23 protein-coding genes are annotated in these 24,630 nt (G+C 61.3%); 11 read left to right on the top strand and 12 right to left on the bottom strand.

The features are described from left to right. Positions 1-78 precede the first annotated feature (78 nt). Both PspCFBP13508_RS06845 and PspCFBP13508_RS06840 read right to left on the bottom strand, forming a co-directional pair. Entirely contained in the window at positions 79-675 is a 597-nt protein-coding gene (locus tag PspCFBP13508_RS06845) for a Fe-Mn family superoxide dismutase (RefSeq protein ID WP_016773431.1), read from the bottom strand. A 176-nt stretch (positions 676-851) separates the two neighbouring features. Next, a complete protein-coding gene (locus PspCFBP13508_RS06840) occupies positions 852-1,454 on the bottom strand; it encodes a LysE/ArgO family amino acid transporter (RefSeq protein ID WP_016773432.1) in 603 nt (200 codons plus the stop codon). A gap of 97 nt (positions 1,455-1,551) precedes the next feature. Here PspCFBP13508_RS06840 and PspCFBP13508_RS06835 point away from each other — a divergent pair, with 97 nt between their 5' ends. The 4 genes from PspCFBP13508_RS06835 (at position 1,552) to PspCFBP13508_RS06820 (ending at position 5,481) form a co-directional block, all read left to right on the top strand. Continuing rightward, entirely contained in the window at positions 1,552-2,439 is an 888-nt protein-coding gene (locus PspCFBP13508_RS06835) for a LysR family transcriptional regulator ArgP (RefSeq protein WP_137214044.1), read from the top strand. A 92-nt stretch (positions 2,440-2,531) separates the two neighbouring features. Next, positions 2,532-3,524, top strand: a complete 993-nt coding sequence (locus tag PspCFBP13508_RS06830) for an NAD-dependent epimerase/dehydratase family protein (protein ID WP_137214043.1) — start codon at positions 2,532-2,534, stop codon at positions 3,522-3,524. 116 nt (positions 3,525-3,640) lie between these two features. Further along, positions 3,641-4,498, top strand: coding sequence for an ATPase (locus PspCFBP13508_RS06825; RefSeq protein ID WP_137214042.1), 858 nt, complete (start codon positions 3,641-3,643; stop codon positions 4,496-4,498). 134 nt (positions 4,499-4,632) lie between these two features. Next, positions 4,633-5,481: a cache domain-containing protein gene (locus tag PspCFBP13508_RS06820; protein ID WP_130910932.1), complete on the top strand. Its 849-nt coding sequence runs from the start codon at positions 4,633-4,635 to the stop codon at positions 5,479-5,481. Positions 5,482-5,604: 123 nt separating this feature from the next. On the opposite strand, the gene PspCFBP13508_RS06815 is transcribed toward PspCFBP13508_RS06820, so the two are convergent. Then, entirely contained in the window at positions 5,605-7,122 is a 1,518-nt protein-coding gene (locus PspCFBP13508_RS06815; RefSeq protein WP_137214041.1) for an MDR family MFS transporter, read from the bottom strand. A gap of 78 nt (positions 7,123-7,200) precedes the next feature. Continuing rightward, positions 7,201-8,394, bottom strand: coding sequence for a 4-hydroxybenzoate 3-monooxygenase (gene pobA / locus PspCFBP13508_RS06810; RefSeq protein ID WP_137214040.1), 1,194 nt, complete (start codon positions 8,392-8,394; stop codon positions 7,201-7,203). A 175-nt stretch (positions 8,395-8,569) separates the two neighbouring features. Here pobA and PspCFBP13508_RS06805 point away from each other — a divergent pair, with 175 nt between their 5' ends. Then, positions 8,570-9,460 carry a helix-turn-helix domain-containing protein gene (locus tag PspCFBP13508_RS06805; protein ID WP_024014136.1) on the top strand — a complete coding sequence of 297 codons (891 nt, stop codon included), beginning with the start codon at positions 8,570-8,572 and terminating at the stop codon, positions 9,458-9,460. 129 nt (positions 9,461-9,589) lie between these two features. Here the strand turns inward: PspCFBP13508_RS06805 and PspCFBP13508_RS27410 are convergent, their stop codons facing one another. Further along, positions 9,590-9,766: a hypothetical protein gene (locus PspCFBP13508_RS27410; protein WP_016773438.1), complete on the bottom strand. Its 177-nt coding sequence runs from the start codon at positions 9,764-9,766 to the stop codon at positions 9,590-9,592. A 218-nt stretch (positions 9,767-9,984) separates the two neighbouring features. Next, positions 9,985-10,890 (bottom strand): LysR family transcriptional regulator, encoded by a 906-nt coding sequence (locus PspCFBP13508_RS06800; protein ID WP_206665447.1) that lies wholly within the window; start codon positions 10,888-10,890, stop codon positions 9,985-9,987. A 113-nt stretch (positions 10,891-11,003) separates the two neighbouring features. Here PspCFBP13508_RS06800 and PspCFBP13508_RS06795 point away from each other — a divergent pair, with 113 nt between their 5' ends. Together PspCFBP13508_RS06795 and PspCFBP13508_RS06790 are read left to right on the top strand one after the other, a co-directional pair. After that, positions 11,004-11,882 carry an MBL fold metallo-hydrolase gene (locus PspCFBP13508_RS06795; RefSeq protein ID WP_137214039.1) on the top strand — a complete coding sequence of 293 codons (879 nt, stop codon included), beginning with the start codon at positions 11,004-11,006 and terminating at the stop codon, positions 11,880-11,882. Between the two features lie 45 nt (positions 11,883-11,927). Beyond that, on the top strand, positions 11,928-12,542 hold the full coding sequence (locus PspCFBP13508_RS06790) for an NAD(P)-dependent oxidoreductase (protein ID WP_137214038.1): 615 nt from the start codon (positions 11,928-11,930) through the stop codon (positions 12,540-12,542). A 209-nt stretch (positions 12,543-12,751) separates the two neighbouring features. On the opposite strand, the gene PspCFBP13508_RS06785 is transcribed toward PspCFBP13508_RS06790, so the two are convergent. Continuing rightward, positions 12,752-13,633: a LysR substrate-binding domain-containing protein gene (locus PspCFBP13508_RS06785; RefSeq protein ID WP_137214037.1), complete on the bottom strand. Its 882-nt coding sequence runs from the start codon at positions 13,631-13,633 to the stop codon at positions 12,752-12,754. 218 nt (positions 13,634-13,851) lie between these two features. On the opposite strand from PspCFBP13508_RS06785, the gene PspCFBP13508_RS06780 reads away from it, so the two are divergent. Further along, positions 13,852-15,489 (top strand): 5-guanidino-2-oxopentanoate decarboxylase, encoded by a 1,638-nt coding sequence (locus PspCFBP13508_RS06780; RefSeq protein ID WP_137214036.1) that lies wholly within the window; start codon positions 13,852-13,854, stop codon positions 15,487-15,489. Then, entirely contained in the window at positions 15,486-16,937 is a 1,452-nt protein-coding gene (locus PspCFBP13508_RS06775) for an aldehyde dehydrogenase family protein (RefSeq protein ID WP_137214035.1), read from the top strand. The genes PspCFBP13508_RS06780 and PspCFBP13508_RS06775 overlap by 4 nt, the downstream gene beginning before the upstream one ends. Positions 16,938-17,061: 124 nt before the next feature. Here the strand turns inward: PspCFBP13508_RS06775 and PspCFBP13508_RS06770 are convergent, their stop codons facing one another. Further along, a complete protein-coding gene (locus tag PspCFBP13508_RS06770; RefSeq protein ID WP_016773445.1) occupies positions 17,062-17,991 on the bottom strand; it encodes an AraC family transcriptional regulator in 930 nt (309 codons plus the stop codon). Positions 17,992-18,387: 396 nt separating this feature from the next. Here PspCFBP13508_RS06770 and PspCFBP13508_RS06765 point away from each other — a divergent pair, with 396 nt between their 5' ends. Both PspCFBP13508_RS06765 and PspCFBP13508_RS06760 read left to right on the top strand, forming a co-directional pair. Next, entirely contained in the window at positions 18,388-18,741 is a 354-nt protein-coding gene (locus PspCFBP13508_RS06765) for an antibiotic biosynthesis monooxygenase family protein (protein ID WP_041479832.1), read from the top strand. 43 nt (positions 18,742-18,784) lie between these two features. Then, positions 18,785-19,027, top strand: coding sequence for a hypothetical protein (locus tag PspCFBP13508_RS06760; protein WP_041479831.1), 243 nt, complete (start codon positions 18,785-18,787; stop codon positions 19,025-19,027). On the opposite strand, the gene PspCFBP13508_RS06755 is transcribed toward PspCFBP13508_RS06760, so the two are convergent. From PspCFBP13508_RS06755 to PspCFBP13508_RS06740, 4 genes are all read right to left on the bottom strand, one after another. Beyond that, positions 19,028-19,657 carry a flavin reductase family protein gene (locus tag PspCFBP13508_RS06755; protein ID WP_071173402.1) on the bottom strand — a complete coding sequence of 210 codons (630 nt, stop codon included), beginning with the start codon at positions 19,655-19,657 and terminating at the stop codon, positions 19,028-19,030. A 135-nt stretch (positions 19,658-19,792) separates the two neighbouring features. Then, positions 19,793-21,112, bottom strand: coding sequence for an MFS transporter (locus PspCFBP13508_RS06750; protein ID WP_076563978.1), 1,320 nt, complete (start codon positions 21,110-21,112; stop codon positions 19,793-19,795). A 377-nt stretch (positions 21,113-21,489) separates the two neighbouring features. Beyond that, positions 21,490-22,818, bottom strand: a complete 1,329-nt coding sequence (locus tag PspCFBP13508_RS06745) for a sigma-54 dependent transcriptional regulator (RefSeq protein WP_137214034.1) — start codon at positions 22,816-22,818, stop codon at positions 21,490-21,492. Continuing rightward, on the bottom strand, positions 22,818-24,578 hold the full coding sequence (locus PspCFBP13508_RS06740; RefSeq protein ID WP_137214033.1) for an ATP-binding protein: 1,761 nt from the start codon (positions 24,576-24,578) through the stop codon (positions 22,818-22,820). The genes PspCFBP13508_RS06745 and PspCFBP13508_RS06740 overlap by 1 nt, the downstream gene beginning before the upstream one ends. Positions 24,579-24,630: the final 52 nt, after the last annotated feature.

The raw sequence follows: 24,630 nt of genomic DNA, 5'->3' as shown, positions 1-24,630 counted from the left end.
CTTTTACCGTGCGAGAAACGCCATGCGCCGGGCATAAAAAAACCCGGCCGAAGCCGGGTTTCTTGTCTGGCGCGCAGCTTAAGCGGTGAAGGTTTTGCCTTCGAACTGCTCGGCCACGAACTTCCAGTTGACCAGGTTCCAGAACGCTTCAACGTACTTCGGACGCAGGTTGCGGTAGTCGATGTAGTAAGCGTGTTCCCAGACGTCGCAGGTCAGCAGCGGGGTGTCGCCGCTGGTCAGCGGGTTGCCGGCGCCGATGGTGCTGGCGAGGGCCAGGGAACCGTCAGCCTTTTTCACCAGCCAGCCCCAGCCGGAACCGAAGGTGCCGATCGAGGTTTTGCTGAATTCTTCCTTGAACTTGTCGAACGAACCGAACGCTGCGTTGATGGCATCTGCCAGAGCGCCGGTTGGTTGACCGCCGGCGTTTGGCGCCAGGCAGTTCCAGTAGAAAGTGTGGTTCCAGACCTGAGCGGCGTTGTTGAAGATGCCGCCCGAAGAAGTCTTGACGATTTCTTCCAGGGTCTTGCCTTCAAACTCGGTGCCTGGCACCAGGTTGTTCAGGTTCACGACGTAGGTGTTGTGGTGCTTGTCGTGGTGGAACTCCAGGGTTTCCTTGGAGATGTGCGGCTGCAGGGCATCGTGTGCGTAAGGCAGCGGCGGCAATTCGAAAGCCATGATGATTCTCCTAATCAGGTCTGTTGCGGTGAGCGCAAGGCCGATCACGGGCGGCCGGAAATGCACCGGCGAGTTTTTACTCTTTGCGGCGCAGGGTTCGGATCATAGCACCGGGGTCGCGCCTTAACCACGCAACAACTGTGTGGGATAGAGGTTCCAGAGCCTTTGGCAATTATTCATCCGGCGATGATCAACTGCGCGGCGACGGCGAACATCATCAACGCCACCACCAAATCGAGAATGCGCCACGTGCTCGGGCGGGCCAGCCACGGTGCCAGCCACGCCGCGCCGAGGGCCAGGGTGAAAAACCACAACAACGATGCACTCGCCGCGCCGACCACATAAGCGCCCGGCACCGATTGCTGCGCGCCCAGTGAGCCGATCAGCAGTACCGTATCGAGATAAACGTGGGGGTTGAGCAAGGTCACCGCCAGCGCGCTGAGCATCACTGCGCGCAGCGAACGCACGGTCTGGTTCTCGCCTTGCTCAAGGCTCTGTTTCGAGCAGGCCCGGCGCAGCGCCTGGCTGCCGTACCAGATCAGGAACGTCGCACCGCCCCAACGGGCGATCGCCAGCAGGGTCGGGTTCTGCGCCAGAATCGTCGCCAGGCCGAACACCCCGGCCGCGACCAGAATTGCGTCACACACCACGCACAATGCCGCCACCGGCAAATGGTGTTCACGGCGCAGGCTTTGCGCCAAGACAAAAGCGTTCTGCGTGCCGATCGCCATGATCAGGCCGAACGCCACCAACAGGCCGTTTACGTAGCTTTGCCACATGGGAGAGATCCTTTGAAAGAGAGTGCTTGCTGGCTATTCTCCGGTGTGACGCTGTATAAGAAAAACCAATAGTGCTGATCGCCCATTAGGAAAACTGATGTTCGACTATAAATTGCTTTCCGCGCTCGCCGCTGTGGTCGAGCAGGCCGGATTCGATCGCGCCGCACAAGTGCTGGGCCTGTCGCAGTCGGCGATCTCCCAGCGCATCAAATTGCTCGAGGCGCGGGTCGGCCAGCCAGTGCTGGTGCGCGGAACACCGCCAGCGCCGACCGAGATCGGCCGACGCTTGCTCAACCATGTGCAGCAGGTGCGTCTGCTCGAGCGCGACTTGCAATCAGTGGTGCCGGCGCTGGACGAAGAAGGCTTGCCCGATCGCCTGCGCATCGCCCTCAACGCCGACAGCCTCGCCACTTGGTGGGCCGAGGCCGTCGGCGATTTCTGCGCCGAGCAGCATTTGTTGCTCGACCTGATCGTCGAAGACCAGACCGTCGGCCTCAAGCGTATGCGTGCCGGTGAAGTGGCCGCATGCCTGTGTGCCAGCGAACGGCCGGTGGCAGGTGCCCGCAGCGTATTGCTCGGCGCCATGCGCTATCGGGCGCTAGCCAGTCCAGCGTTCATCGCTCGGCATTTTCCCGATGGGGTGCGCGCCGAACAGCTGCCGCGCACCCCGGCGCTGGTTTTCGGCCCGGACGATTTCCTTCAGCATCGCTATCTGGCGCTGTTGGGCGTCGACGGCGCTTTTGAACATCACTTATGCCCGTCTTCCGAAGGCTTCATTCGCCTGACCGAAGCCGGTCTGGGCTGGGGCCTGGTGCCAGAGCTGCAGGTGCGCGAGCAATTGCAACGCGGGGTGCTGCGCGAATTGCTGCCAGATAAACCGATAGACGTGCCGCTGTACTGGCATCATTGGCGCAATGGCGGCCAGTTGCTCAATCTACTGACCGAACAACTGCTGCGCTCCGCAAAGCAATGGCTAGTGGCTTGAGCGCAGCAACAAGCGTCAAGCTGCAAGAACACGCACCGTTTCAACTTGCAGCTGAAAGCTCGAAGCTTGCAGCTGCTTCCCTGGAGTTTTTGATGAAGATTTTGGTTACCGGCGCCAGCGGCTTTATTGGCGGGCGCTTTGCGCGTTTCGCCCTGGAGCAGGGCCTTGAAGTGCGGGTCAACGGTCGCCGGGCCGAGAGCGTCGAGCATCTGGTGCGCCGGGGCGCGGAGTTCGTGCCGGGCGATCTGAGCGACGCCGATCTGGTGCGGGATCTGTGCAACGATGTCGAAGCCGTGGTGCATTGCGCCGGTGCTGTCGGTGTGTGGGGGCGTTATCAGGACTTTCATCAGGGCAACGTCGAAGTCACCGAAAACGTCGTCGAAGCGTGCCTCAAGCAGCGGGTGCGGCGGCTGGTGCATCTGTCGTCGCCGTCGATCTATTTCGATGGCCGCGACCATCTCGGTCTGACCGAAGAGCAAGTGCCCAAACGCTTCAAGCATCCCTACGCCGCGACCAAATATCTGGCCGAGCAGAAAGTCTTCGGTGCCCAGGAGTTCGGTCTGGAAACCATCGCCCTGCGCCCGCGTTTCGTCACCGGTGCCGGCGACATGAGCATCTTCCCGCGCCTGCTGAAGATGCAGCGCAAGGGCCGGCTGGCGATCATCGGCGACGGCTTGAACAAGGTCGATTTCACCAGCGTGCAAAACCTCAACGAAGCCATGCTCAGCAGCCTGTTGGCGCAAGGTTCGGCGCTGGGCAAGGCCTACAACATCAGCAACGGCACGCCGGTGCCGCTGTGGGACGTGGTCAATTACGTGATGCGGCGGATGGAAGTCGATCAGGTGCGCAAATACCGCTCCTACGGTCTGGCCTACAGCGTCGCGGCGCTCAACGAAGGCGCGTGCATGCTCTGGCCGGGACGCCCGGAGCCGACCCTGTCGCGCCTGGGCATGCAGGTCATGAAAAAAAATTTCACCCTCGACATCAGCCGCGCCCGGCATTATCTCGACTACGATCCGAAAGTCAGCCTGTGGGCGGCCCTCGATGAGTTCTGTGCGTGGTGGAAAGCCCAGGACATCCGTTGAAACGATTCGGCCGGGCGGCAATGAACCGCCTTGCGGGTTGAGGGTCAATGCCTGCGGCTGCGGCGGTTATACTTCGCAGCATTTAGCCATCACCGCGTTTGCCAAAGGTTGCCTCAATGTCCATGCGAAACGATGCCCACGACGACGATTTCGATAACGTGCCAAGCCTGCGCGCCGATCCGTTCGACGACGATGACATCGCCCCCAGCCCCCGTACATCCGTGCATTCGCGCAGCGCGCCAGTGGTCAAGGTCAAGGCCGCCAGCACTGGGCCGCTGTGGGCGCTGGTCGGCGCGTTGTTTTTCGCCTTCATCGGTCTGGCCTGGTGGAGCTTCCAGCAGATCTCGCTGATGGAGCAGCAACTGGTCGCCACCCAGGAAAGCTTCGCCCGCATCAGCGAAGAAGCGGCAGGGCGCCTGCAGGATATTTCCGGCAAGGTCGTCGCCAGCCAGAGCAACGTCAGCAGCGACAGCGAAGCGCTGAAGCTGCAAATCAAGCAACTCGAAGGCAAGCTGCTCGACCAGAGCAAGCAGCAGCAAGGCGTGGCTGGTCAGGCCAGCGAACTGGACAAGCGTCTGGCGCAGATGACCGCGCAGACCACCGAACAACAGAACGCCAATACGCAGTTGCAGGCGCAGGTCAAAGCCTTGAGCGCCGAGCTGGCGACCATTAAAAGCACCCCGGCCGATACCAGCAAGGTCGATGGCCAGTTGAAAGCCTTCGACGCCCAGTTCAAAAGCCTCGGCGCCGATATCGCCGCGCTGAAGAAACAGGGCAATCCGAGCGCGGCGATCGACCGTCTGGAGCAGGACATCGTGGTGCTGAAAAGTCAGCAGGACAACCGCCCGGCAGCGCCACAGGGTGGCGGCAACACCGCCGAGTTCGATGCGTTCCGCGCGCAGATGACCCGCAACCTGAATACCTTGCAGGCGCAGATCCAGAATCTCCAGCAGCAGATCAATTCTCGCCCGTAGCGACTGATCTGTTGCCCGGAGGGCTTTGTCCCCTTACCACAGGGGCCTGTAATCCCCTGCATCATTCTGAATACTCGTACATCAGCCCAAGCCGTCTACGCTCTTGAGACACCAAAAAGAACGAGGGATGCGCTATGGGGTTTTTGCATAAAGTGGCCTGGCTCGGCCTGATTCTGTTGGCCGGTTTCGGTCAGGCCAGCGCCGCCACCGCCGCCAAGGATGACAGTCAGGCCGCCATCGCCCTGCTGGAAAAAGCCTTGGCCTATTACCACGACAATGGCGACAAGGCGTTTGCCGCCTTCAGCCGCCAGGGTGAGTTCGTCGACAAGGATCGCTACGTGTTCGTCCTCGACACCAAAGGCGTCATGCTTGCCAGTGGCGGGCCGTCATCGGCGCTGATCGGCCGTGATGTCAGCGAAGTGCTCGGGCCGGATCTGCAGAAGGCGTTCAAGGATGCGCTGAAAGTGCCGGAAGGCAATGGCATCCAGCAGGCCGAATATCGCTGGCAGAACTGGGCCGACGGCAAGGTCGAGCGCAAGCATGTGTTCTATCAGCGCGTCGGGCAGCGCATTCTCGCGGTGGGTTACTACCTGCCACGGGCCTCAGCTGAGCAGGCCAAGGCCCTGCTGGAAAAAGCCGCGACGGATCTGAGCAAGGACGAGAAGGGCACGTTGGTGGCGATCAACTCGCTCAAGGGCGGATATCTGCAGGATGACCTGTATGTCTTCGTGGTCGATCTGAACAATCAACGCTATGTCGCCCACGGCACCAATCTGCGTTTGATCAACACTGATTTTGGCAAGGTCAAGGATCCGGAAGGCAAACCGGTGGGCGAGCCGATTCTGGCGCTGATCGGCAAGCAGGAAGAAGGCGAATACGAATACCGCTGGAAAAACCCGGTGACCGGCAAGATCGAGGACAAGCATGCGTACCTGAAAAAGGTCGGGCATTTCCTCGTCGCGGTGGGTTACTACAGCCCTTGAGCGAACACCGTTCCCTTGTGGGAGCGAGCCTGCTCGCGAAGCGGTGTGTCATTCAGCTATGTGCCGGCTGACACCGCGCCTTCGCGAGCAGGCTCGCTCCCACAGTGGTATTTGTTGCGGCAATTATTTCGCGCCGTGCTCCCGTCCGCGCAGCAGGTTGTTCGGCATGGCAATCGCCGCTGCCAGCCCCAGCAGCGACACTGCCGTGCTGACCCAGAGCAAGTGGCGGAAGGTCACCAGCAGCTCCGCGCGCAAAGCGTTCTGCGCTTCGCCGGGTGCTGCGTTCAGGCCATCGAGCAGGACGTTGCCCGAATGCCCTTCGCTGATCAGCGAACTGTTCGCCAGATGGGCGAAACTGGAGTCGTGCAATAACGCCAGCAGCAGCGCCGACATCAACGCCACGCCCACCGCGCCGCCCAGTGAGCGGAACAGGTTGGTGGTGCTGGTGGCGACGCCGATGTCGCGTTGTTCCACCGAGTTCTGCGTGCCGACCAGCGAGGTCGGGAACTGCATGCCGCCGGCGATGCCGCTGAGCAGCATGAACAGACCGCTGAGCAGTGTCGCTTGTGGCGAACTGAAGGCCATGCCGAGAATCGAGATCGGCATGAGGATCGCCCCGGTGAGAATCTGCGGTTTGTAGCGTCCGGTGATCGAGGTGCGGCGGCCGGCGAAATAGGCACCGATCGGCAAGCCCATCGCCAGTGGCAGCAAGTGCAACGCCGCGCTGTCGGCGCCAGCGCCGGTGACGCTTTGGAAGCGCAGCGGCATCAGCACGATCAGCGAGATGGCCTGGAAACTGGTGAAGAAGATCGTGCACCAGCACAGCAGGGCATTGCGGTTGGCGAACAGGTGCATCGGCAGCAACGGCTCCCGCGCCCGGCGTTCATGCCAGACGAACAGCGCCAGCACCACCACGGCACAACCGAACAGGCCGAGCACTTCGCTGCTGCGCCATGAATGACCCTGGCCGACTTCGGTGATACCGAGCAACAACGCGGTCAGGCCGATGATCATCAGCACCGTGCCGAGATAATCGATCACCGGTTTGCGCTGTGGAATCGGCAAGCCGCGCAGATTGCGCCGAGCCACCCACCAGGCGCCGAGGCCCAGCGGCAGGTTGATCAGAAACACCCAGCGCCACGACAGGTATTCGGTCATGTAGCCGCCAAGCACCGGACCGGCAACGCTGGCCACGGCGTACATGCTGCTGAAATAACCCTGATAGCGCCCGCGTTCACGTGGAGGGACGATGTCGCCGATGATCGCCTGACTCACCGAGATCATGCCGCCGGCGCCGATGCCTTGAAGGATTCGCGCCAGCACCAACTGCTCCATGCTCTGCGCCATGCCGCAGAACAGCGAGGCGAGGGTGAACAGGCCCATACCGAACAGCATCAGTTTGCGCCGCCCGTAAAGGTCACCAAGCTTGCCGTAGATCGGCACCGCCACGGTCATCGCCACCATGTAACCGGAAATCACCCAGGCCAGCAGGCTGACGTCCTTGAATTGCGCGGAGATCGCCGGCATCGACACGGCGACGATGGTCTGGTCCAGCGCACCGAGGAAGATCGCCATCATCAAGGCGACCAGCACGCTGCGAATGGCCGGTTTGGGCGTTTCAGGCTGATTGAGAGTGGTCACGGAAAACCTGCGGGCAGTGATTGACCCGCATGGACAAGGCGAGCGGGTAAGTGCTCGCCAGTGTAAGTCGATAGCAGGCTATTCGATAGCCTCGTACGGAAGCCCGACGTAATTTTCTGCAATGGTTTTTTGCCCGGCTTGCGAGCTGACAAAATAGTCCAGTTCCGACGCGCTGATGCGTTGGCTGAATTCATCATGCTCGTCGAAGCGATGCAGCATCGACGTCATCCACCAGGAAAATCGTTCGGCTTTCCATACTCGGCGCAGGCAGATTTCCGAGTATTTTTCCAGCAGATCGGTGCGGCCTTCGCGATAGACCTTCAGCAGAATATTGAACAACGTGCTGACATCGCTGGCCGCCAGGTTCAAGCCCTTGGCGCCAGTCGGCGGTACGATATGTGCGGCGTCGCCGACGAGAAACATGCGCCCGTACTGCATTGGCTCGACAACAAAACTGCGCAGCGGCGCGATGCTTTTTTCGATCGAAGGGCCGGTCACCAGTTTTTCCGCCAGCGCTACCGGCAGGCGTTTTTTCAGCTCATCCCAGAAACGCTGATCACTCCAGTCATCGACGTTTTCATCTGCCGGCACTTGCAGGTAATAGCGGGTGCGGGTGGCCGAACGCATGCTGCACAAAGCGAAGCCGCGCTCATGGCGGGCGTAGACCAATTCGTCGTGGACCGGCGGTGTGTCGGCGAGAATCCCCAGCCAGCCGAACGGGTAGACCCGCTCGAAAATCTTCAGGCAATCGGCCGGAATCGACTGCCGCGCGACGCCGTGGAAACCATCGCAACCGGCGATGTAATCGCAATCGACGCGCCAGCTTTCACCGTCCTTTTCGAAGGTGACAAAAGCTTCGTCGCTTTTCATGCCATGGGGAACGACATTGCTCGCTTGATAAATTGTTGGCGCCCCTGCGTCCCGACGAGCGGCCATCAGGTCGCGGGTGACCTCGGTCTGGCCGTAGACCATTACTGTTTTGCCGCCGGTCAGCGCGTGCAGGTCGATGTGCACCTGACGCCCGTCCAGCGCCAGATCGAAGCCGCCATGAACCAGACCTTCGGCATCCATTCGCTGACCGACGCCGGCCTCACGCAGCAGCTCTACCATGCCTTGCTCAAGCACACCGGCGCGGATGCGCCCAAGAATGTAATCGGGCGTCTGGCGTTCGAGGATCAGGGTGTCGATGCCAGCGTTGTGCAGCAACTGGCCGAGGAGCAGTCCGGAAGGACCGGCGCCGATAATGGCGACTTGGGTTTTCAGAGTTTTCATTGTTTTTATGACTCGCAAGCTTCACACAGCAACAGCCGGTGAATGATTTTATGGATCGAGTGCTTGCATTTTTCCCTTGCGGGTCTGTCAATTGAAGGTGAAAACTGAGCCGATACCTGTACATTCTGCCAATCGGTGCGATTATCGCCCAAAAACCAGAGGCCTGGATTGAAGTATGAACAAGCCTGCCCTGCCTTCTATTCCGGTGTTCAAGCTCTACGGTGAAAGCCTGGACTGGCCGACCCCGGACTTGCTGCACTGTGAAACCATTTCCTCGCGCAGTCGCGAACATCAATGGGAAATCAAACCTCACCGCCACGCAGATCTGTGCCAGCTGCTGTTCGTTTTCAAAGGTCAGGCAGAGCTTGAAATCGAAGGCCAGCGCACGCAGCTCGAGACCCCGGCGATACAAGTGCTGCCACCGTTGTCGGTGCACGGCTTTCGTTTTTCCGAGGATGTTGAAGGCTTCATCGTCACCTTGGCCACGCCGCTGATCAATCATTTGCAGGCGCAATTGGGCGATTCGGTACACGCGTTGGCCCGAGCGGAAAACTACCCGGCCGGCAAGGATGGCGATTATCTCAACAGCCTGTTTTCAGCGTTGCAGGCCGAGTACAACGGCCATCAACCGGCGCGGGAAATGCTCATGCATTCGCTGGTCAGCGTGATCATGGTCTGGGTCAGCCGCCAGGCGATCGTTCGGCATAAGGCCAGCCAGCGCCCGCAGCGCCAACGCGAATACCTCAACGGTTTCATTCAGTTGGTGGAAGAGACTTACCGCCAGCACGTCAAGGTCGAAGACCTCGCCCATCGCCTGGGCATCTCCGTGTCGCACCTCAACGGCACCTGCCGTGAACTGGCCGGGCAACCGGCGTTGCAGATCATGCACGAGCGTCAGTTGCTGGAAGCCAAACGCCTGCTGACCTACACCAGCATGACGATCTACGAGATGTCGGAGTTGCTGGGGTTTTCCGATCCGACCAATTTCACGCGCCTGTTCCGCCGCCGCGTGGGGATTTCACCAAAGGCATTCCGCGACCGCTTGAAGGCCGAGCAACAATCCTGATGTGCTGATGAGCCCTGTGGGAGCGAGCCTGCTCGCGAATACGCTCTTTCACTCAGCAACGATGCTGGCTGACACCGCGCATTCGCGAGCAGGCTCGCTCCCACAGAGTTGCATTCCAGCTCAGGTCTATCAGCGCAATGCGTTCAACGTGGCATTGTGCGGAATACACCGCTCATAGTTGCAGCTCGCGTACTCGCGCGGCAGCTGGCGCAACTGCTCGACCCGCCAGGCAGCGGTGCCGTACAGCGCCAGCGTGGCGGCGCAGGTGATGAAGATGGCGGCGTATCTTTTTGTTTTGATGTTCATGGTGTTCGACCTCTGAACGTCTACCTTGCGGTATTACTTTGAGCATAGGTCAGCGGCGCGCACTTGCCAGCGAGTGCGCTTGAGGATTTAGCCGGCCATTCAGCGAATTGATGCCCATGTGGGAGCGAGCCTGCTCGCGAAGGCGGTGGTGCAAGCGACATCAATGTTGAAAGTATTGGCCTCTTCGCGAGCAGGCTCGCTCCCACAAGGGATCGGGTTTACAGGTCGGCATCCCAGGCCGGGGCCTCGGGAAAGCGCTGCACGAGGAAGTCGAGCATGCTGCGCAGTGCCGCCGGCATGTGTTTACGTGAGGCGTACACCGCGTAGATATTCATTTGGCGCGGTTCTGCGTGTGGCAGCAAACGCAGCAGCTCGCCGTTGTGAATATGCACGCCAGCCTGGTAGGTCGGCAGCATCGCCACGCCCGCGCCGGCCAGGGTTGCGCGCAGAAGGGTGCTGGCCTCGTTGGCGCTGATATTGCCCTGCACCGGTACCGAAACCGGTTCGCCATCCTCTTCAAAATGCCACAGGCTCTTGCCGAAATAGGAATGGGTCAGGCAGTTATGTCGGCTCAAATCCTCAACCGTCTGCGGCGCCGGCTGCTCAAGCAGATAAGCCGGCGCTGCGCAGACCACCGAGCGGCACACGGTCAGGCGCCGGGCGATCAGATTCGGATCAAGATCATTGCTGGTGCGAATCGCCAGATCGATGCGTTCATCGACCAGATTCACCGTGCGGTCGAGCATTTGCAGATCGATACTCACGCCGGGGTAAAACCTGACGTACGCCGCGACCGCATCGGCCAGTTGCGCCTGGCCAAACGAGGTGCTGACGCTGATCCGCAGCAATCCGCGCGGCGCGTCATCGGGTTCGCTGACGGCGGCCTGCATGTCGTGCGACAGGTCGATCATCTGCCGGCAGCGCGGGAGGATTTCACTGCCGGCGGCGGTCAGGCTCAATTTGCGCGTGGTGCGGTGCATCAGCCGCGCGCCGACCCAGTCTTCCAGCTCCGCCAGATAGCGCGACACTACCGGCCGCGACAGGTCGAGGTGATCGGCCGCCGCCGACTGGCTGCCGAGGTCCACGACCGTGATGAATACCCGCATTGCTTGAAGCCGATCCATGATTTGCCCGCTTTCAGAAACAAACTATGTCCAAGCATCGCATTTTTTGTACTGAGTCTGGCAACTAAGCTCTATTGCATCGCCAGACTGGCATTCGCAATCCGGAGCAACAAATGATCGGCTTCACCCCTTTCAAGCGCGTTCTGCTCGCCGCAGCATTTTTCGGCTTTGCCGCCCATGCATCCGCCGCCGAGCTGAGCCTCGATGTCTACAACCCGGGCACCCAGGCGATTTTCCCGGTCAGCTCGGTGCTGGTCAGCGGTGAGAAAGAAGCGATTCTGGTCGATGCGCAATTCGGCAAATCCCAGGCCGAGCAGGTGGTGGAGAAGATCCGCGCCAGTGGCAAGCAATTGACCACCATCTACATCAGCCACGGTGACCCGGATTACTACTTCGGCCTCGACACCCTGACCAAAGCATTCCCGCAGGCGAAAGTGCTGGCTTCGCAGCCGACTGTCGATCACATCAAGCACACCGTCGACGGCAAACTGGCCTACTGGGGGCCAAAAATGGGCGCCGATGTGCCGACGAAAACCATCGTCCCGGACGTGCTCAAGGGCGACAGCCTGACCCTCGAAGGCAAGCAATTGCAGGTGATCGGCCTCGACGGCAAGCAACCGGATCGCAGCTTCGTATGGATCCCGTCGCTCAAAGCAGTGGTCGGTGGCGTAGTGGTCGCGGAGAACATTCATGTGTGGATGGCCGACACCCAGACCGCGCAATCCCACGCCGACTGGCTGCACACCCTGCACACCATCGAAAGCCTGAAACCGCAAACCGTGGTGCCCGGCCATTACCTGGGTGACAGCAGCCGCTCGCTGGCCAGCGTGAAATTCACCGCCGATTACATCAAGGCCTTCGATGCCGAAACCGCCAAGGCCAAAGACTCTGCTGCACTGATCGCAGCGATGAAAAAACGCTACCCGCAGCTGGGCGAAGAAAGTTCGCTGGAGCTCAGCGCGAAAGTCGCCAAGGGCGAGATGCAGTGGTAAGCCGAACCTGAACACGCAGCATTTTCAAGCCAACTGGAGAATGTCATGAGCAAGATCGCAATCATTGGTGCCACCGGCCGTGCCGGTAGCCAACTGCTGGAAGAGGCCCTGCGTCGCGGCCACAGCGTCACCGCCATTGCCCGCGATACCTCAAAGGTCGGTGATCGCGCCGGTGTCGTCAGCAAGAGCCTCGACGTGCTGGATTCGGCGGCGCTGCAAGCAGCAGTGGCCGGTCACGACGTGGTGATCAGCGCAGCGCATTTCGCCACCGTCCCGGCCTCGGCGATTGTCGGACCGGTAAAACAGGCGGGCGTGAAGCGCTTGCTGGTGGTCGGCGGCGCCGGTTCGCTGTTGCTGCCGGATGACACGCGGGTGATCGACAGTGCCGGTTTCCCGGCTGAATACAAAGCCGAGGCGAGCGCGGGGGCGGCGTTTCTTGATGCGTTGCGTCAGGAGCAGGAACTGGACTGGACTTTCCTCTCGCCGTCGGCGGAGTTTGTCGAGGGTGAACGCAGCGGCCAGTATCGCGTCGGCAAGGATCATCTGTTGGTCAGTGCCGAAGGGCGTAGCTGGATCACCTTTGCCGATTACGCGATTGCGCTGATTGACGAAGTGGAAACGCCGGAGCATTTGCGGCAGCGTTATACGGTCGGGTATTGACCGCGTCGATGCGGAGGGATTGGTCTGACTTCAGAATTTTCCCCCCTCACCCCAACCCTCTCCCCCAAGGGGGAGAGGGGGAAAGGGAGCCGATCTCCATGCTTTTCCAGACCTGAGTTCGACTTGCTATTGCAGGTCGGTGCAGGCAGATCAAACAACACGCTCGGTTCCCTCTCCCTGGGGAGAGGGCTAGGGTGAGGGGAGAGGCTTCAGCGCAAATGAGCCTGCTCAACCAGCCAGAGCATCAGCTCCTCAAGTTGCGGCGAGGGTTCGGCTCCAGCAGGCACCACCACGTAATACGCCAACCCCGTCTTCACCTTCAACGCAAACGGCATCACCAGCCGTCCTGCGTTCAGATCATCGCCAATCAGCGACCAGTCCCCGATCGCCACCCCCGTCCCGTGCGACGCCATCGACATCGCCTGATCCAGCGTTTCGAAATGCTGACCGCTGCGCAGACTGCCCAGTTGCAAACCCGCCGCATCGAGCCATACCGACCAGTCCTGAATGTCGTGGGTCGGGTGCAACAATAGATGCTCTTGCAAATCCTGCGGTGAATTCAGCGCCGGCGAGCCCTTGAGCAGTTGCGGCGAGCAGACCGGTGTCAGTTGCTCGTCGAACAGATGCAGTGCGCCTGGCGAATTGTCCGGCGGCGGGCCGTAGATCACCGCGGCATCGAATTGCTCGCGCTGAAAGTCCACGCCGTGTTGCAGCGAGGCCGTCAGTTTCACCGGCACGTCCGGGCGTTCCTTCTGCCATTGCAGCAGACGCGGCAGCAGCCAGCGCATCACGCAGCTCGGGGCCTTGAGTTGCAAGGTTTGCCGCGTCAGACCGATCTGCTCGGTCGCTTCACTGATCAGCCCGAAGACCTTTTCCACTCGCGGCAGCCATTCGCGGCCTTCGGCCGTCAGCGCCAGACCTCGGGCCAGACGAATGAACAGCGGATAACCGAGCTGTTCTTCGAGCCCGGCGATCTGCCGGCTCACCGCGCCCTGAGTGATGTGCAACTGCTCGGCGGCGCGAGTGAAATTGCAGCATTGCGCGGTGATCCAGAACGTATGCAGAGCGGGAAGGGGTGGCAGGCGTTTCATGGCGATCCGAGGTATGACGTGGGGACATGGCTAGTATGACTTTTAATCGATTGTTGCTGCCAGTTGCGCACCGTTCCAATGATCACTCCACGGACCCTGTGGGAGCGAGCCTGCTCGCGAAGACGGTTCAAGGTTCGACACGGATGTTGGCTGGACCGCTTATTCGCGAGCAGGCTCGCTCCCACAGGGAGTGTTCAGTGAATGAAAGGGCAATCAACATGGCAACGTGCGGCGAAGTACTGGTCAAGCTGTTGGAGAATTACGGGGTCGAGCAGGTGTTCGGCATTCCCGGTGTACACACCGTTGAGCTGTACCGAGGCCTCGCGCGTTCAAGCATCAACCACGTCACGCCTCGTCACGAACAGGGCGCCGGGTTCATGGCTGACGGCTACGCGCGCACCAGCGGCAAACCCGGCGTGTGCTTCATCATCACCGGCCCGGGCATGACCAATATCACCACGGCCATGGGCCAGGCTTACGCCGATTCGATTCCGATGCTGCTGATCTCCAGCGTGCAGTCGCGCAGTCAGTTGGGCGGTGGCCGCGGCAAGTTGCATGAACTGCCGAACCAGAGCGCACTGGTCGGCGGCGTCGCAGCGTTCTCGCACACGCTGATGTCCGCTGCCGAACTGCCGGTGGTGCTTGCTCGCGCTTTCGCGCTGTTCCAGGCCGGACGACCGCGTCCGGTGCACATCGAAATTCCGTTGGACGTGCTGGTGGAAGAGGCCGATGAGTTGCTCGCCAGCCTGCCGGTGAATATCGATCGCGCCGGCGCCGCACCGGCTGCCGTGGCCCGCATGAGCGAACTGCTCGCCACGGCGCAACGTCCACTGATTCTCGCCGGCGGCGGTGCTATCGACGCAGCGCCGCAGCTGACCCGACTCGCCGAATTGCTCGACGCTCCAGTGGCGCTGACCATCAACGCCAAAGGCATGCTGCCGACCAGCCATCCGTTGTTGATCGGTTCGACGCAGAGCCTGGTCGCCACCCGCGCACTGGTCGCTGAAGCCGACGTGGTGCTGGCGATCGGCACGGAGCTGGCCGAGACTGATTACGACGTGACCTTCGCCGGCGGCTTCGAGATTCCCGGCAAGCTGTTGCGCATCGACATCGATGCCGATCAGACCGTGCGCAACTACCCGCCGCACGTCGCACTGGTCGCTGATTCGCGCAATGCCGCGCAAGCATTGCTCAGCGCCTTGTCGCACCAACCGCTGGTCGAACGCCGCAATGATTGGGGCCAGGTCCGCGCCGCGCGTCTGCGTAAAGAATTGGCGGCGAGCTGGGATGCGCCGACGCTGGCGCAGACGCGTTTCCTCGAAACCGTGCTGCATGAGCTGCCTGGCGCGGTGTTCGTCGGCGATTCCACGCAACCGGTGTACACCGGCAACCTCACGTTCAACCCCGAGCGTCCGCGTCGCTGGTTCAACGCATCCACCGGTTACGGCACCCTCGGCTATGCGTTGCCGGCGGCGATTGGTGCGTGGCTCGGTGGACAACTCGATAACGGCGCGCGCCCGCCGGTGGTGTGCCTGATCGGTGACGGCGGCTTGCAATTCACCCTGCCGGAACTGGCCAGCGCCGTTGAAGCGCGGGTGCCGGTAATCGTGCTGCTGTGGAATAACCAGGGTTACGAGGAGATCAAAAAGTACATGGTCAACCGCGCCATCGAACCGGTCGGCGTGGACATCTACACCCCGGATTTCGTCGCCGTGGCCAAGGGCCTCGGTTGCGCCGCGCAAGCCATCAGCAGCATCGACGAATTGCGCGCAGCGCTGCGCGAGGCGACGGACCGGCAAGGCCCGACGCTGATTGAAATCGACCAGAACCAGTGGATGCAGGCGGTGGCCCAATGATCAGTTTTCCAACCACACTCGACGGGCTCTACATCAACGGTCAATGGTCGTCGGGCCGCGAACATCTACGGGTGATCAACCCCGCTACCGAAGCGCTGCTGACCACCGTCAATGGCGGTGACGAACACGCCGTCGACCAGGCGATCAGCGCGGCGACCGAGGCGTTCGAACATTGGTCGAAAACCACCGGCGCCGAACGCGCTGCGATCCTGCGCAACATTGCCAACGGCGTGCGCAACGCTCGCGAGCACTTGATGAACCTGCAGTCGAGCAACAACGGCAAACCGGTGTTCGAAGCGGCGATCGACGTCGATGACGTGATCGCCACTTTCGACTATTACGCCGAACTCGCCGAAGGCTTCGACGCCGGTCAGGACAGCAACGTGCCGCTGCCCAGCGAGGATTTCAGCGCACGCTTGCGGCGTGAGCCATGCGGTGTGGTCGGGCTGATCGTGCCGTGGAATTTCCCGATGGTCACCACCGCGTGGAAACTCGCCCCGGCGCTCGCCGCCGGTTGCTGCGTGGTACTGAAACCCTCTGAAGTGACGCCGCTGCCGGAGCTGGAACTGGCCGCGATCATCGCTGAATGCGGGTTGCCCGACGGCGTGTTCAATCTGGTCTGCGGCACCGGGCTGGCGGTGGGCGCGCCGTTGTCGGCGGATCCACGTATCGCCAAGATCTCCTTCACCGGCAGCAATGCGGTTGGCGTGCAGGTGATGCAGCGCGCCGCAGAAACCGTGAAGGGTGTCAGCCTGGAATTGGGTGGCAAATCTTCTTTGCTGGTGCTGGCGGATGCCGACCTGGAACTGGCGGTGGAATTGGCCTGTGGTGGCGGATTCTTCAACGCCGGGCAAATGTGCTCGGCCACCAGTCGGGTGCTGGTGGCCGAGGCATTGATGGATGAATTTCTTCAGCGCCTGCAAAAACGTGCGGAGGCGATCCGAGTCGCTGATCCGTTTGATGCGGATGTGGAGATGGGCGCGCTGGTCAATCAGGCGCAGTACCAGCGGGTGCTTGGGCATATTGATCGCGGTTTGAGCGCCGGGGCGAGGTTGGTGTGCGGCGGCAATCGTCCGGCGCATTTGCCGCGCGGTTATTTTCTCCAACCGACGGTGTTCACCGACGTGCCGCTGGACAGCGCGTTATGGCGTGAAGAGATTTTCGGCCCGGTGGTGTGTGTGCGCAGTTTCGCCAGCGAGAGCGAGGCGATTGCGCTGGCCAACGACACGCAGTTCGGCCTGGTCGCGAGTGTGGCGACGCGCGATGCTGCAACGGCGGATCGCGTGGCCAATGCCTTGCAGGCAGGGCTGGTGTGGATCAATGCTCCGCAGGTGATCTTCCCGCAGACGGCTTGGGGCGGTTACAAGCAGAGCAGCGTCGGCCGCGAACTGGGGCCTTGGGGGTTGGCGGCGTTTCAGGAGATCAAGCATGTGATCCGCGCGGTCTGATCATAGATATGTAGCGCCTGGACTGACCCCTTCGCGAGCAGGCTCGCTCCCACATTGGAATGCATTTCCTTATGGGAGCGAGCCTGCTCGCGAAAGCGCCATAAGCCCCACCTCAGATACTGGATCAGACCGAAAGCCGCAACCGCGCCAGATCCCGCAACGGCGGCGCGCCAAACAGGCGGCTGTATTCGCGGCTGAACTGCGACGGACTTTCATAGCCCACCCGATACCCCGCCGCCGAGGCTTCCAGGCCTTCGGTCAACATCAGCCGCCGCGCTTCTTGCAGGCGCAGTTGCTTCTGATATTGCAACGGACTCATCGCGGTCATCGCCTTGAAACGGTGATGCAACGTCGACACGCTGAGGTTCACTTCCCGCGCCAGATCATCGATGCGCAGCGGCTGCTCGAAATTGCCGTTGAGCCATTTGATTGCCTGGCTGATGCGATGGCTCTGGCTGTTGGCAATCGCGATCTCATACAAACGATGACCCTGCGGGCTGCGCAGCAAGCGGTAGAGAATCTCCCGGCGAATCAGCGGCGCGAGCATGGCGATGTCTTTCGGCGCGTCGAGCAGCCGGGCCAGACGCAACACTGCATCGAGCATGGCGCTGTCGATTTTTTCCACGTACAGGCCACGTCCGGTCGGCCGGGTCGGTACGCCCATCGGGCCGGCGTCGGCGATCAGCGCGGTGATTTCGGTCGGATCAATGTCGAGGCGCACGGCGAGGATCGGTTCTTCCGGCGAGACATTGACCACCCGGCCGCTGAGCGGCATCGAAACCGACACCACCAGATAATTCAGCGGGTCGTAGTTGAAGAACTCATCGGCCAGGCGCACCTCTTTGCGCCCCTGCGCCATGATGCACAGCGCCGGCTGCGCGAGCACCGGGGCAAAATCATGGGACTGGGTGTGGCGCGACATCACCAGCGAACCGATCGCGGTCTGGTAGCTGCCATCGTCGCTGGTGTTGCGGCGGATGATCGCCGCCAGCTCCGCGCGCTGCTTTTCCATGTCGGCGCTGGGTTCGGCTTGAAAACGATCGAATGACGTCATACACGGCATCCTCGGCAAGTGAGGGGGAATGCAGCAGAGCATATGTTTGTGCAAGCAGCGGCGGTAGACACATTCTGCCAAATGCTTGCCTGATTCTGCCCTGAGGTGCGCACATGTCTTCCGCCATACGATCCTGTAGGAGCTGCCGAAGGCTGCGATCCGTTGATCTTCAAGGCAAAATCAACAGATCGCAGCCTTCGGCAGCTCCTACACAAAACGCGTATGACACACGTGTTGCGCAGGTTTACAGGTTGTTACAGGTCGTCTGCACAGTCTCGCAGGATTGTGCAACGCGAAGGCAGGAATCGACTAACGGCGCTGCCGCCGCGGACCTTAATCTTTGCTCCAGTCGCAGCCCGTCTCCCGGCTGCCACGCGATTTCATGGAGGGTTGATCATGTCCAAGCAGATGCCTGTCAGTCATATGGCCTTCGTTCGTGCCCAGCCCGGGCGTTCGGCGGAACTCGGTGTGCGCCTCAGCGCGTTGATCGAGGTCTCGCGCGCGGCGCCCGGCTGCCTGAGTTTTTCCTTGCAACAGTCGCAGTGCGATGCCGACCTGTGGCTGGTCAGCGGCTACTGGAGCAGCCAACAGATGATGACGGCGTATTTCAACAGTCCGTCGATGGAAGTCTTTGCCGAGCTGGTCCAGGACCTGGTGGTCAACAGCCTCGACTTCCACACCTTCAGGGACGTTTCCGCCGCGCAGGCCCTCGGTCAATGCGCGGCGCCGATACACAAACTCGCCGGTTGAGGGTTTAATGTCCGGCTTATTTGATTGAGCCAGGATCCGCGACATGGCACGTAAAGAGTTTGAACGCTTCGAAGCAGTTTCCGCAGTCGTCCCCGTCGAGCTGGGCGGCAACAAGGGTTATTACGCGGCCATCGCGGTCAAGGCTTTGGTCGATGGCGGCGCACCGCGCTTTCACAAATTGCTCAACGAGCAGGTGTTCCCCGGCGCCATCGCTGCCGATGATGCGGCCATCAACGAGCTGGACAAGCTCAAGGGCGTCACTGATGACGCCGAGCTGATCTGGTAATTACTTCTGCGCCCCCGGGCGCCACATTTTGAACAGTGCTTCAGGCCCCAGCTGAAAATAATCCGCCGGCCCGCCGCCACGCAGAATCGGTTGTGCGGCGGCGGTGTCGTAGATGCCGTCTTTCAGCAGCCATTTGGCGATGTGCACGGCGACGACCTCGCCGAGGATCAGCCAGCTCGGTACGGTTTCGCCATCGGCGCGTTGCAGCTGGATGATCTGCGTGACCTTGCACTCGAAGGACACTGGACTTTCGGCGACCCGTGGAACCGAAATCACCTTCGACGCCACGGTCGTCAGCCCCGCCAGTTCAAACTCGTTGACCTCAGGCGCGACCATCGCGCAGCTCTGGTTCATCTGCTCGGCCAACGGGCGCGTGGCGAGGTTCCAGACGAACTCCCCGGTCTGCTCGATGTTGTTCAGACTGTCTTTGCGCCCGACACTGGAAAAGCCAATGATCGGCGGCACGTAGTTGAAGGCGTTGAAGAAACTGTACGGCGCGAGATTGAGCCGGCCTTCGGCATCCTGCGAAGAAATCCAGCCGATGGGGCGCGGGCCGACGATGGCGTTGAACGGATCGTGAGGCAGGCCGTGGCCGTTGGCGGGTTCGTAGAAGTGGATGTCATCGGGCATGGGGAGCGGATTCCTGAGCTGCATTCGGATGCCGCCATAGTGCAAGGACCCAGCGCATATTTCCAGCCAGACGCGAGACCCCGTAGGGTTCGTGGCAGGACACAGATTTTGTGGCCTGCCAGCGATGTAGCCCCGTCAGTCAGTGACGATCCGCGAATGTTTCTGGGTGTCTTTCATGGTGATGTACACCAGCAGCGACACGGCAATGCACGCGGTGACGTACCAGTAGTAACCGGTTTCCATGCCGATGCTCTTGAACCACAGCGCGATGTATTCGGCGGTGCCGCCGAAGATCGACACGGTCAGTGCGTACGGCAGGCCGACGCCCAGGGCGCGGATTTCGGTCGGGAACAATTCGGCTTTCACCACCGCATTGATCGAGGTGTAGCCGCTGACGATGATCAGCGCGGCCATGATCAGGAAGAACGCGCCCCACCAGGTCTGGATGGTGTGCAGGGTCATCAGGATCGGCACGGTGAAGATCGTACCGAGCACACCGAAGGCGATCAGGATCGGGCGCCGGCCGATCTTGTCCGACAGGCCACCGATGATCGGTTGCAGGCACATGAACAGGAACAGCGTGGCGGCGGAAATGGTGGTCGAGTCGGAGATGCTCATGCCGACCGTGTTCACCAGGTATTTCTGCATGTAGGTGGTGTAGGTGTAGAACGCCAGGGTGCCGCCCATGGTCAGGCCGACCACGGTCAACAGCTCTTTCGGGTGGCGCATCAAGGTGCGCATCGCGCTTTCCTTGGACTTCTCTTTCTTGGTGAACGATTCGGTTTCTTCCATGCCGCGACGCAGGTACAGCGCTACCACTGCGCAGAGCGCGCCGATGGCGAACGGAATGCGCCAGCCCCACGCGTACAGCTGTTCGGTGGTCAGGGTGTTTTGCAGCACGATCAATACGCCGAGGGCGATGAGCTGGCCGGAGATCAGGGTCACGTACTGGAAGCTGGAGAAGAAGCCGCGACGTTCCTTGGTCGCCATCTCGGACAGATAAGTCGCCGAGGTGCCGTATTCGCCGCCAACCGAAAGGCCTTGCAGCAGGCGGGCGAACACCAGCAGGATCGGCGCGCCGATGCCGATGGTTTCATAGTTCGGGCTCAGGGCGATCAGCAGCGAGCCGAAGCACATCAGGTACACCGAGGCCATCAGCGCTTTCTTGCGCCCGACCTTGTCGGCGTACATGCCCATCAGCCAGCCACCGATCGGGCGCATCAGGAAGCCCACGGCGAAGATCGCAGCGGTGTTCATCAGTTGCGCGGTGGTGGAACCGGCGGGGAAAAAGGTTTTCGCGAAGTACAGGGAGAAGGCGGCATACACGTACCAGTCGTACCACTCGACCATGTTGCCGACAGAACCGCTGAAGATCGATTTGATCCGGCTCGCGGTGGTTCTTGGTTTGGCCGGCACGGCAGCCGACCCAAGGGGCAGGGCGTTGGAGTTATCCATTGAAGGATCCTTCGTTTAATTGTTTTTGTGGAGCGCGTCGGAACGCAGCCTGCTGGGGCTATAGCAGGAGGTGTGCCAAGGGGTGAGGGGCCGGTTTAGAGGGGGTGGCGGGGAAGACTGAGCGGATTTGTGCCGACTTATTGGGCTGAGTGAGCGGATTTCCGCTTACCGCGTGAAGATCAAAAGCCCCTCACCCTAGCCCTCTCCCAGAGGGAGAGGGGACTGACCGAGGTGTTCTTGTGGGTTACATCGAACTGCAATATCGAGTCGAATACAGATTCGGGAAAGCATGGAGATCGGCTCCCTTCCCCCTCGCCCCCTGGGGGAGAGGGCTGGGGTGAGGGGGATGGATTTCAGCTACACCACAAATCTCTGCCTCACTCCGCCAGAAACATCTCCCGACTCAACCCATGCCGTTGCATCTTTTCATTGAAGGTGCGGCGCGGCAGTTGCAGTTCTTCGAGCACGGCTTTGACATCACCTTTGTGCCGGGTCAACGCCGCGCGCAGGCATTGTGCTTCGAAGGCTTCCTGCTGCGCCGCCAGCGATTGCCCCGGATCGATTCCGGCGACCGGTTCATCCAGCCCCAACACCTGACGCTCAGCAACGTTGGCCAGTTCGCGAACATTGCCCGGCCAGTCATGGCTGAGCAGGTGACTGAGCTGCGCACCGGTCAACGGCGGAAAGGTCCGGCCCAGACGCTGGGCGGCGTTGTGCGCAAAGGTCTCGAACAGCAACGGAATGTCTTCGCGGCGATCGCGCAGCGGCGGCAAGCGCAGTTCGGCGACGTTCAGGCGATACGCCAGGTCCTCACGAAAACGCCCGGCGCGGGCTTCGTCGAGCAGGTCCGGTTTGGTTGCCGCGACGATACGCAAATCAACGCGAATGCTTTGGTTCGAACCCAGCCGTTCGAGCTTTTGTTCCTGAAAGACCCGCAGCAATTTCACCTGCTGGGCCAGCGGCATGCTTTCGATCTCATCGAGAAACAGCGTGCCGCCATCGGCATATTCCAGCTTGCCGATGCGCTTGCCCGAGGCGCCGGTAAACGCGCCGCTCTCATGGCCGAACAGCTCGGCCTCGAACAGTTGCTCCGGGATCGCCGCGCAATTGAGCGCTACAAAGGGCTTACCGGCGCGCGGGCCGAAATCATGCAGGCAACGCGCGACCAGTTCCTTGCCGCTGCCGGTTTCACCACGGATCAGCACGTTGACCGGCAACGTCGCCAGATCCAGCACCTGCCGACGCAATGTCTGCAAGCCGCGGGACACGCCGAGCAACGTCGCATCCAGCCTAGCGCGGTTGTCAGCCAGTTCGTGCAGGGCACGGTTTTCCAGGACTAGGCGGCGTTTGTCCAGCGCTCGGCGCAGGCTACCGAGCAGGGTTTCCGGGCTGAACGGTTTTTCCAGAAAGTCGTAGGCGCCGTCGCGCATCGCCTCGACCGCCATCGGCACGTCGCCATGGCCGGTGAGCAGAATCACCGGCAGATCGGCGTCGCGCTGTTGCACTTCGGCGAGCAATTGCAAACCGTCCATGCCGGGCATGCGCACGTCGCTGAGGATCACCCCGGCAAAATGTTCCGGGAGCGCGGCGAGGCATTCTTCGGCACGGCTGAACAATTGCACCTGAAACCCAGACAGGCTCAGCCACTGTTCAACGGCGTCGCGAATGCTGCTTTCGTCGTCGACCACCATCACCGAATTGAGCATCAGATATGTGCCTCCAGATCGATTGGCAGGGTCAGGCTGAACACTGCGCCGTGGTCGCCATTCTCCACGCTCAAGCGCCCGCCGGATTCATGCACGATGGCGAAGGATACTGCCAGCCCCAGGCCCAGACCGTCACCCACCGGTTTGGTGGTAAAGAACGGATCGAACACCTGGCCCAGATGTTCCTCGGCAATCCCGCCGCCGTTGTCGCTGACGCTGAGCCGCCACAATTGCTCATCGGCCTCCAGACGGATTTCCAGGCGCTTGCAGGCTTTGCCTTGCATTGCATCCAGCGCATTGCGCAACAGGTTGATCAACACCTGTTCGAGACGAATCGCATCACCGCGCACCCACGCCGGACGGGTCAGATGCAGGACCAGACTGACCTGTTCGTCACGCAGTCGCGCATCGAGCAGTTGCAGTGATTGATCGACCACCGTCGCCAGGTCCAGACGTTCGCGCAGGCCGCTCGGGCTTTTTCGGGCGAAAGTCTTGAGGTGGCCGGTGAGGGCAGCCATGCGCGTGAGCATATCGTCCACCGGTTTCAGCGCCTTGTAGGCGTCATCGACGCGGCCATGTTCGAGCAGCAGGCGCAAGGTTGCCAGTTGCATGCGCTGGGCGGTCAGCGGTTGATTGATTTCGTGGGCCAGCGCGGCGGACATCTGCCCCAGCGCGGCGAGTTTGGCCGACTGCACCAGGCCTTCCTGCGCCGTGCGCAAGTCGCGGGTGCGCTCCTCGACCAGACGCTCAAGCTCTTCACGATTGCGCTGACGGACCTTGGCCAGCCGCCAGCGCTGATTGAGAAACAGCAACAGAAACACCAGCGCCAGCCACACGCCAGCGGCGGCCAGCGCGGCGTTGCGCAAATCCTCGAAGGCTACTTGCGGGCGGCGCAACAGGTGCAGGGTCCAGCCTTCGGTCGTCAGCGGCAGCGATTCCCACAAATAATCCGCCGTGCCCTGCGGACCTTCGACCCGGCGCAGATCGCTGTTGTCATCGAAGCGCCGTAGCGGCAAATGGGTCAGCGGCAGCAGCGATTGCTTGTCGTACTGACGCGTGCTTTTGATCTCGACCAGATCATCGGCGCTCAACGGCCGCAAGGCGCGATAACGCCAGCCCGGCTGGTTGGCGATGAAGATAATCCCGCGCGCATCGCTGACCAGCAGCGTGTCGCTGCCCTGGCTCCATTCGCGCTCCAGCTCCGGGAATTCCAGTTTGACGACCATGGCGCCGAGGAACTCGTCGTGGTCACCGAGCACCGCGCTGGAAAGGAAATAGCCGGGAATGCCGCTGGTCACGCCCACCGCGTAGAAACGTCCGGTGCCCTGAGTGCGGGTCTGGCTGAAGTACGGGCGAAAACCATAATTGTGGCCGACATAACTGCTCGGCAGCCGCCAGTTGCTCGCCGCCACCGCCAGCCCTGTTCGATCCAGCAATTCCAGGGTCGAGGACTGCGCCGCGCCGTTGATCTTTTCCAGCTTCAGATTCAGTGCCGCTTGCTGCGCGGCATCGACCGGGCCGGCCAGTGCCGAACGCAATTGCGGGTCCAGCGCCAGTACGGCGGGCAGGGCGCGATAGCGATCAATGAGGGTGTGCAATGAGTTGGCGTACAACCCCAGTTGCTGATTGGCGCGGGCCGCGTCTTCTTCCAGCGCCTGACGCTCGGCGTGGCGCATCGCGAGTGTCGCGGCCACGACCGTGCCGGCGATGATCAGCAGGGAATACAACGACAGACGCAGGGTACGGGAAGTCGGCAGCATGCTGGTCTAACGGATGGTAGGAGGAGGGGCACGATAGCATGCCATCACCCCT

Source organism: Pseudomonas sp. CFBP13508 (genome assembly GCF_005233515.1).
Lineage (GTDB): Bacteria > Pseudomonadota > Gammaproteobacteria > Pseudomonadales > Pseudomonadaceae > Aquipseudomonas > Aquipseudomonas mercuritolerans.
This window is presented reverse-complemented; position numbering and strand designations above follow the sequence as displayed.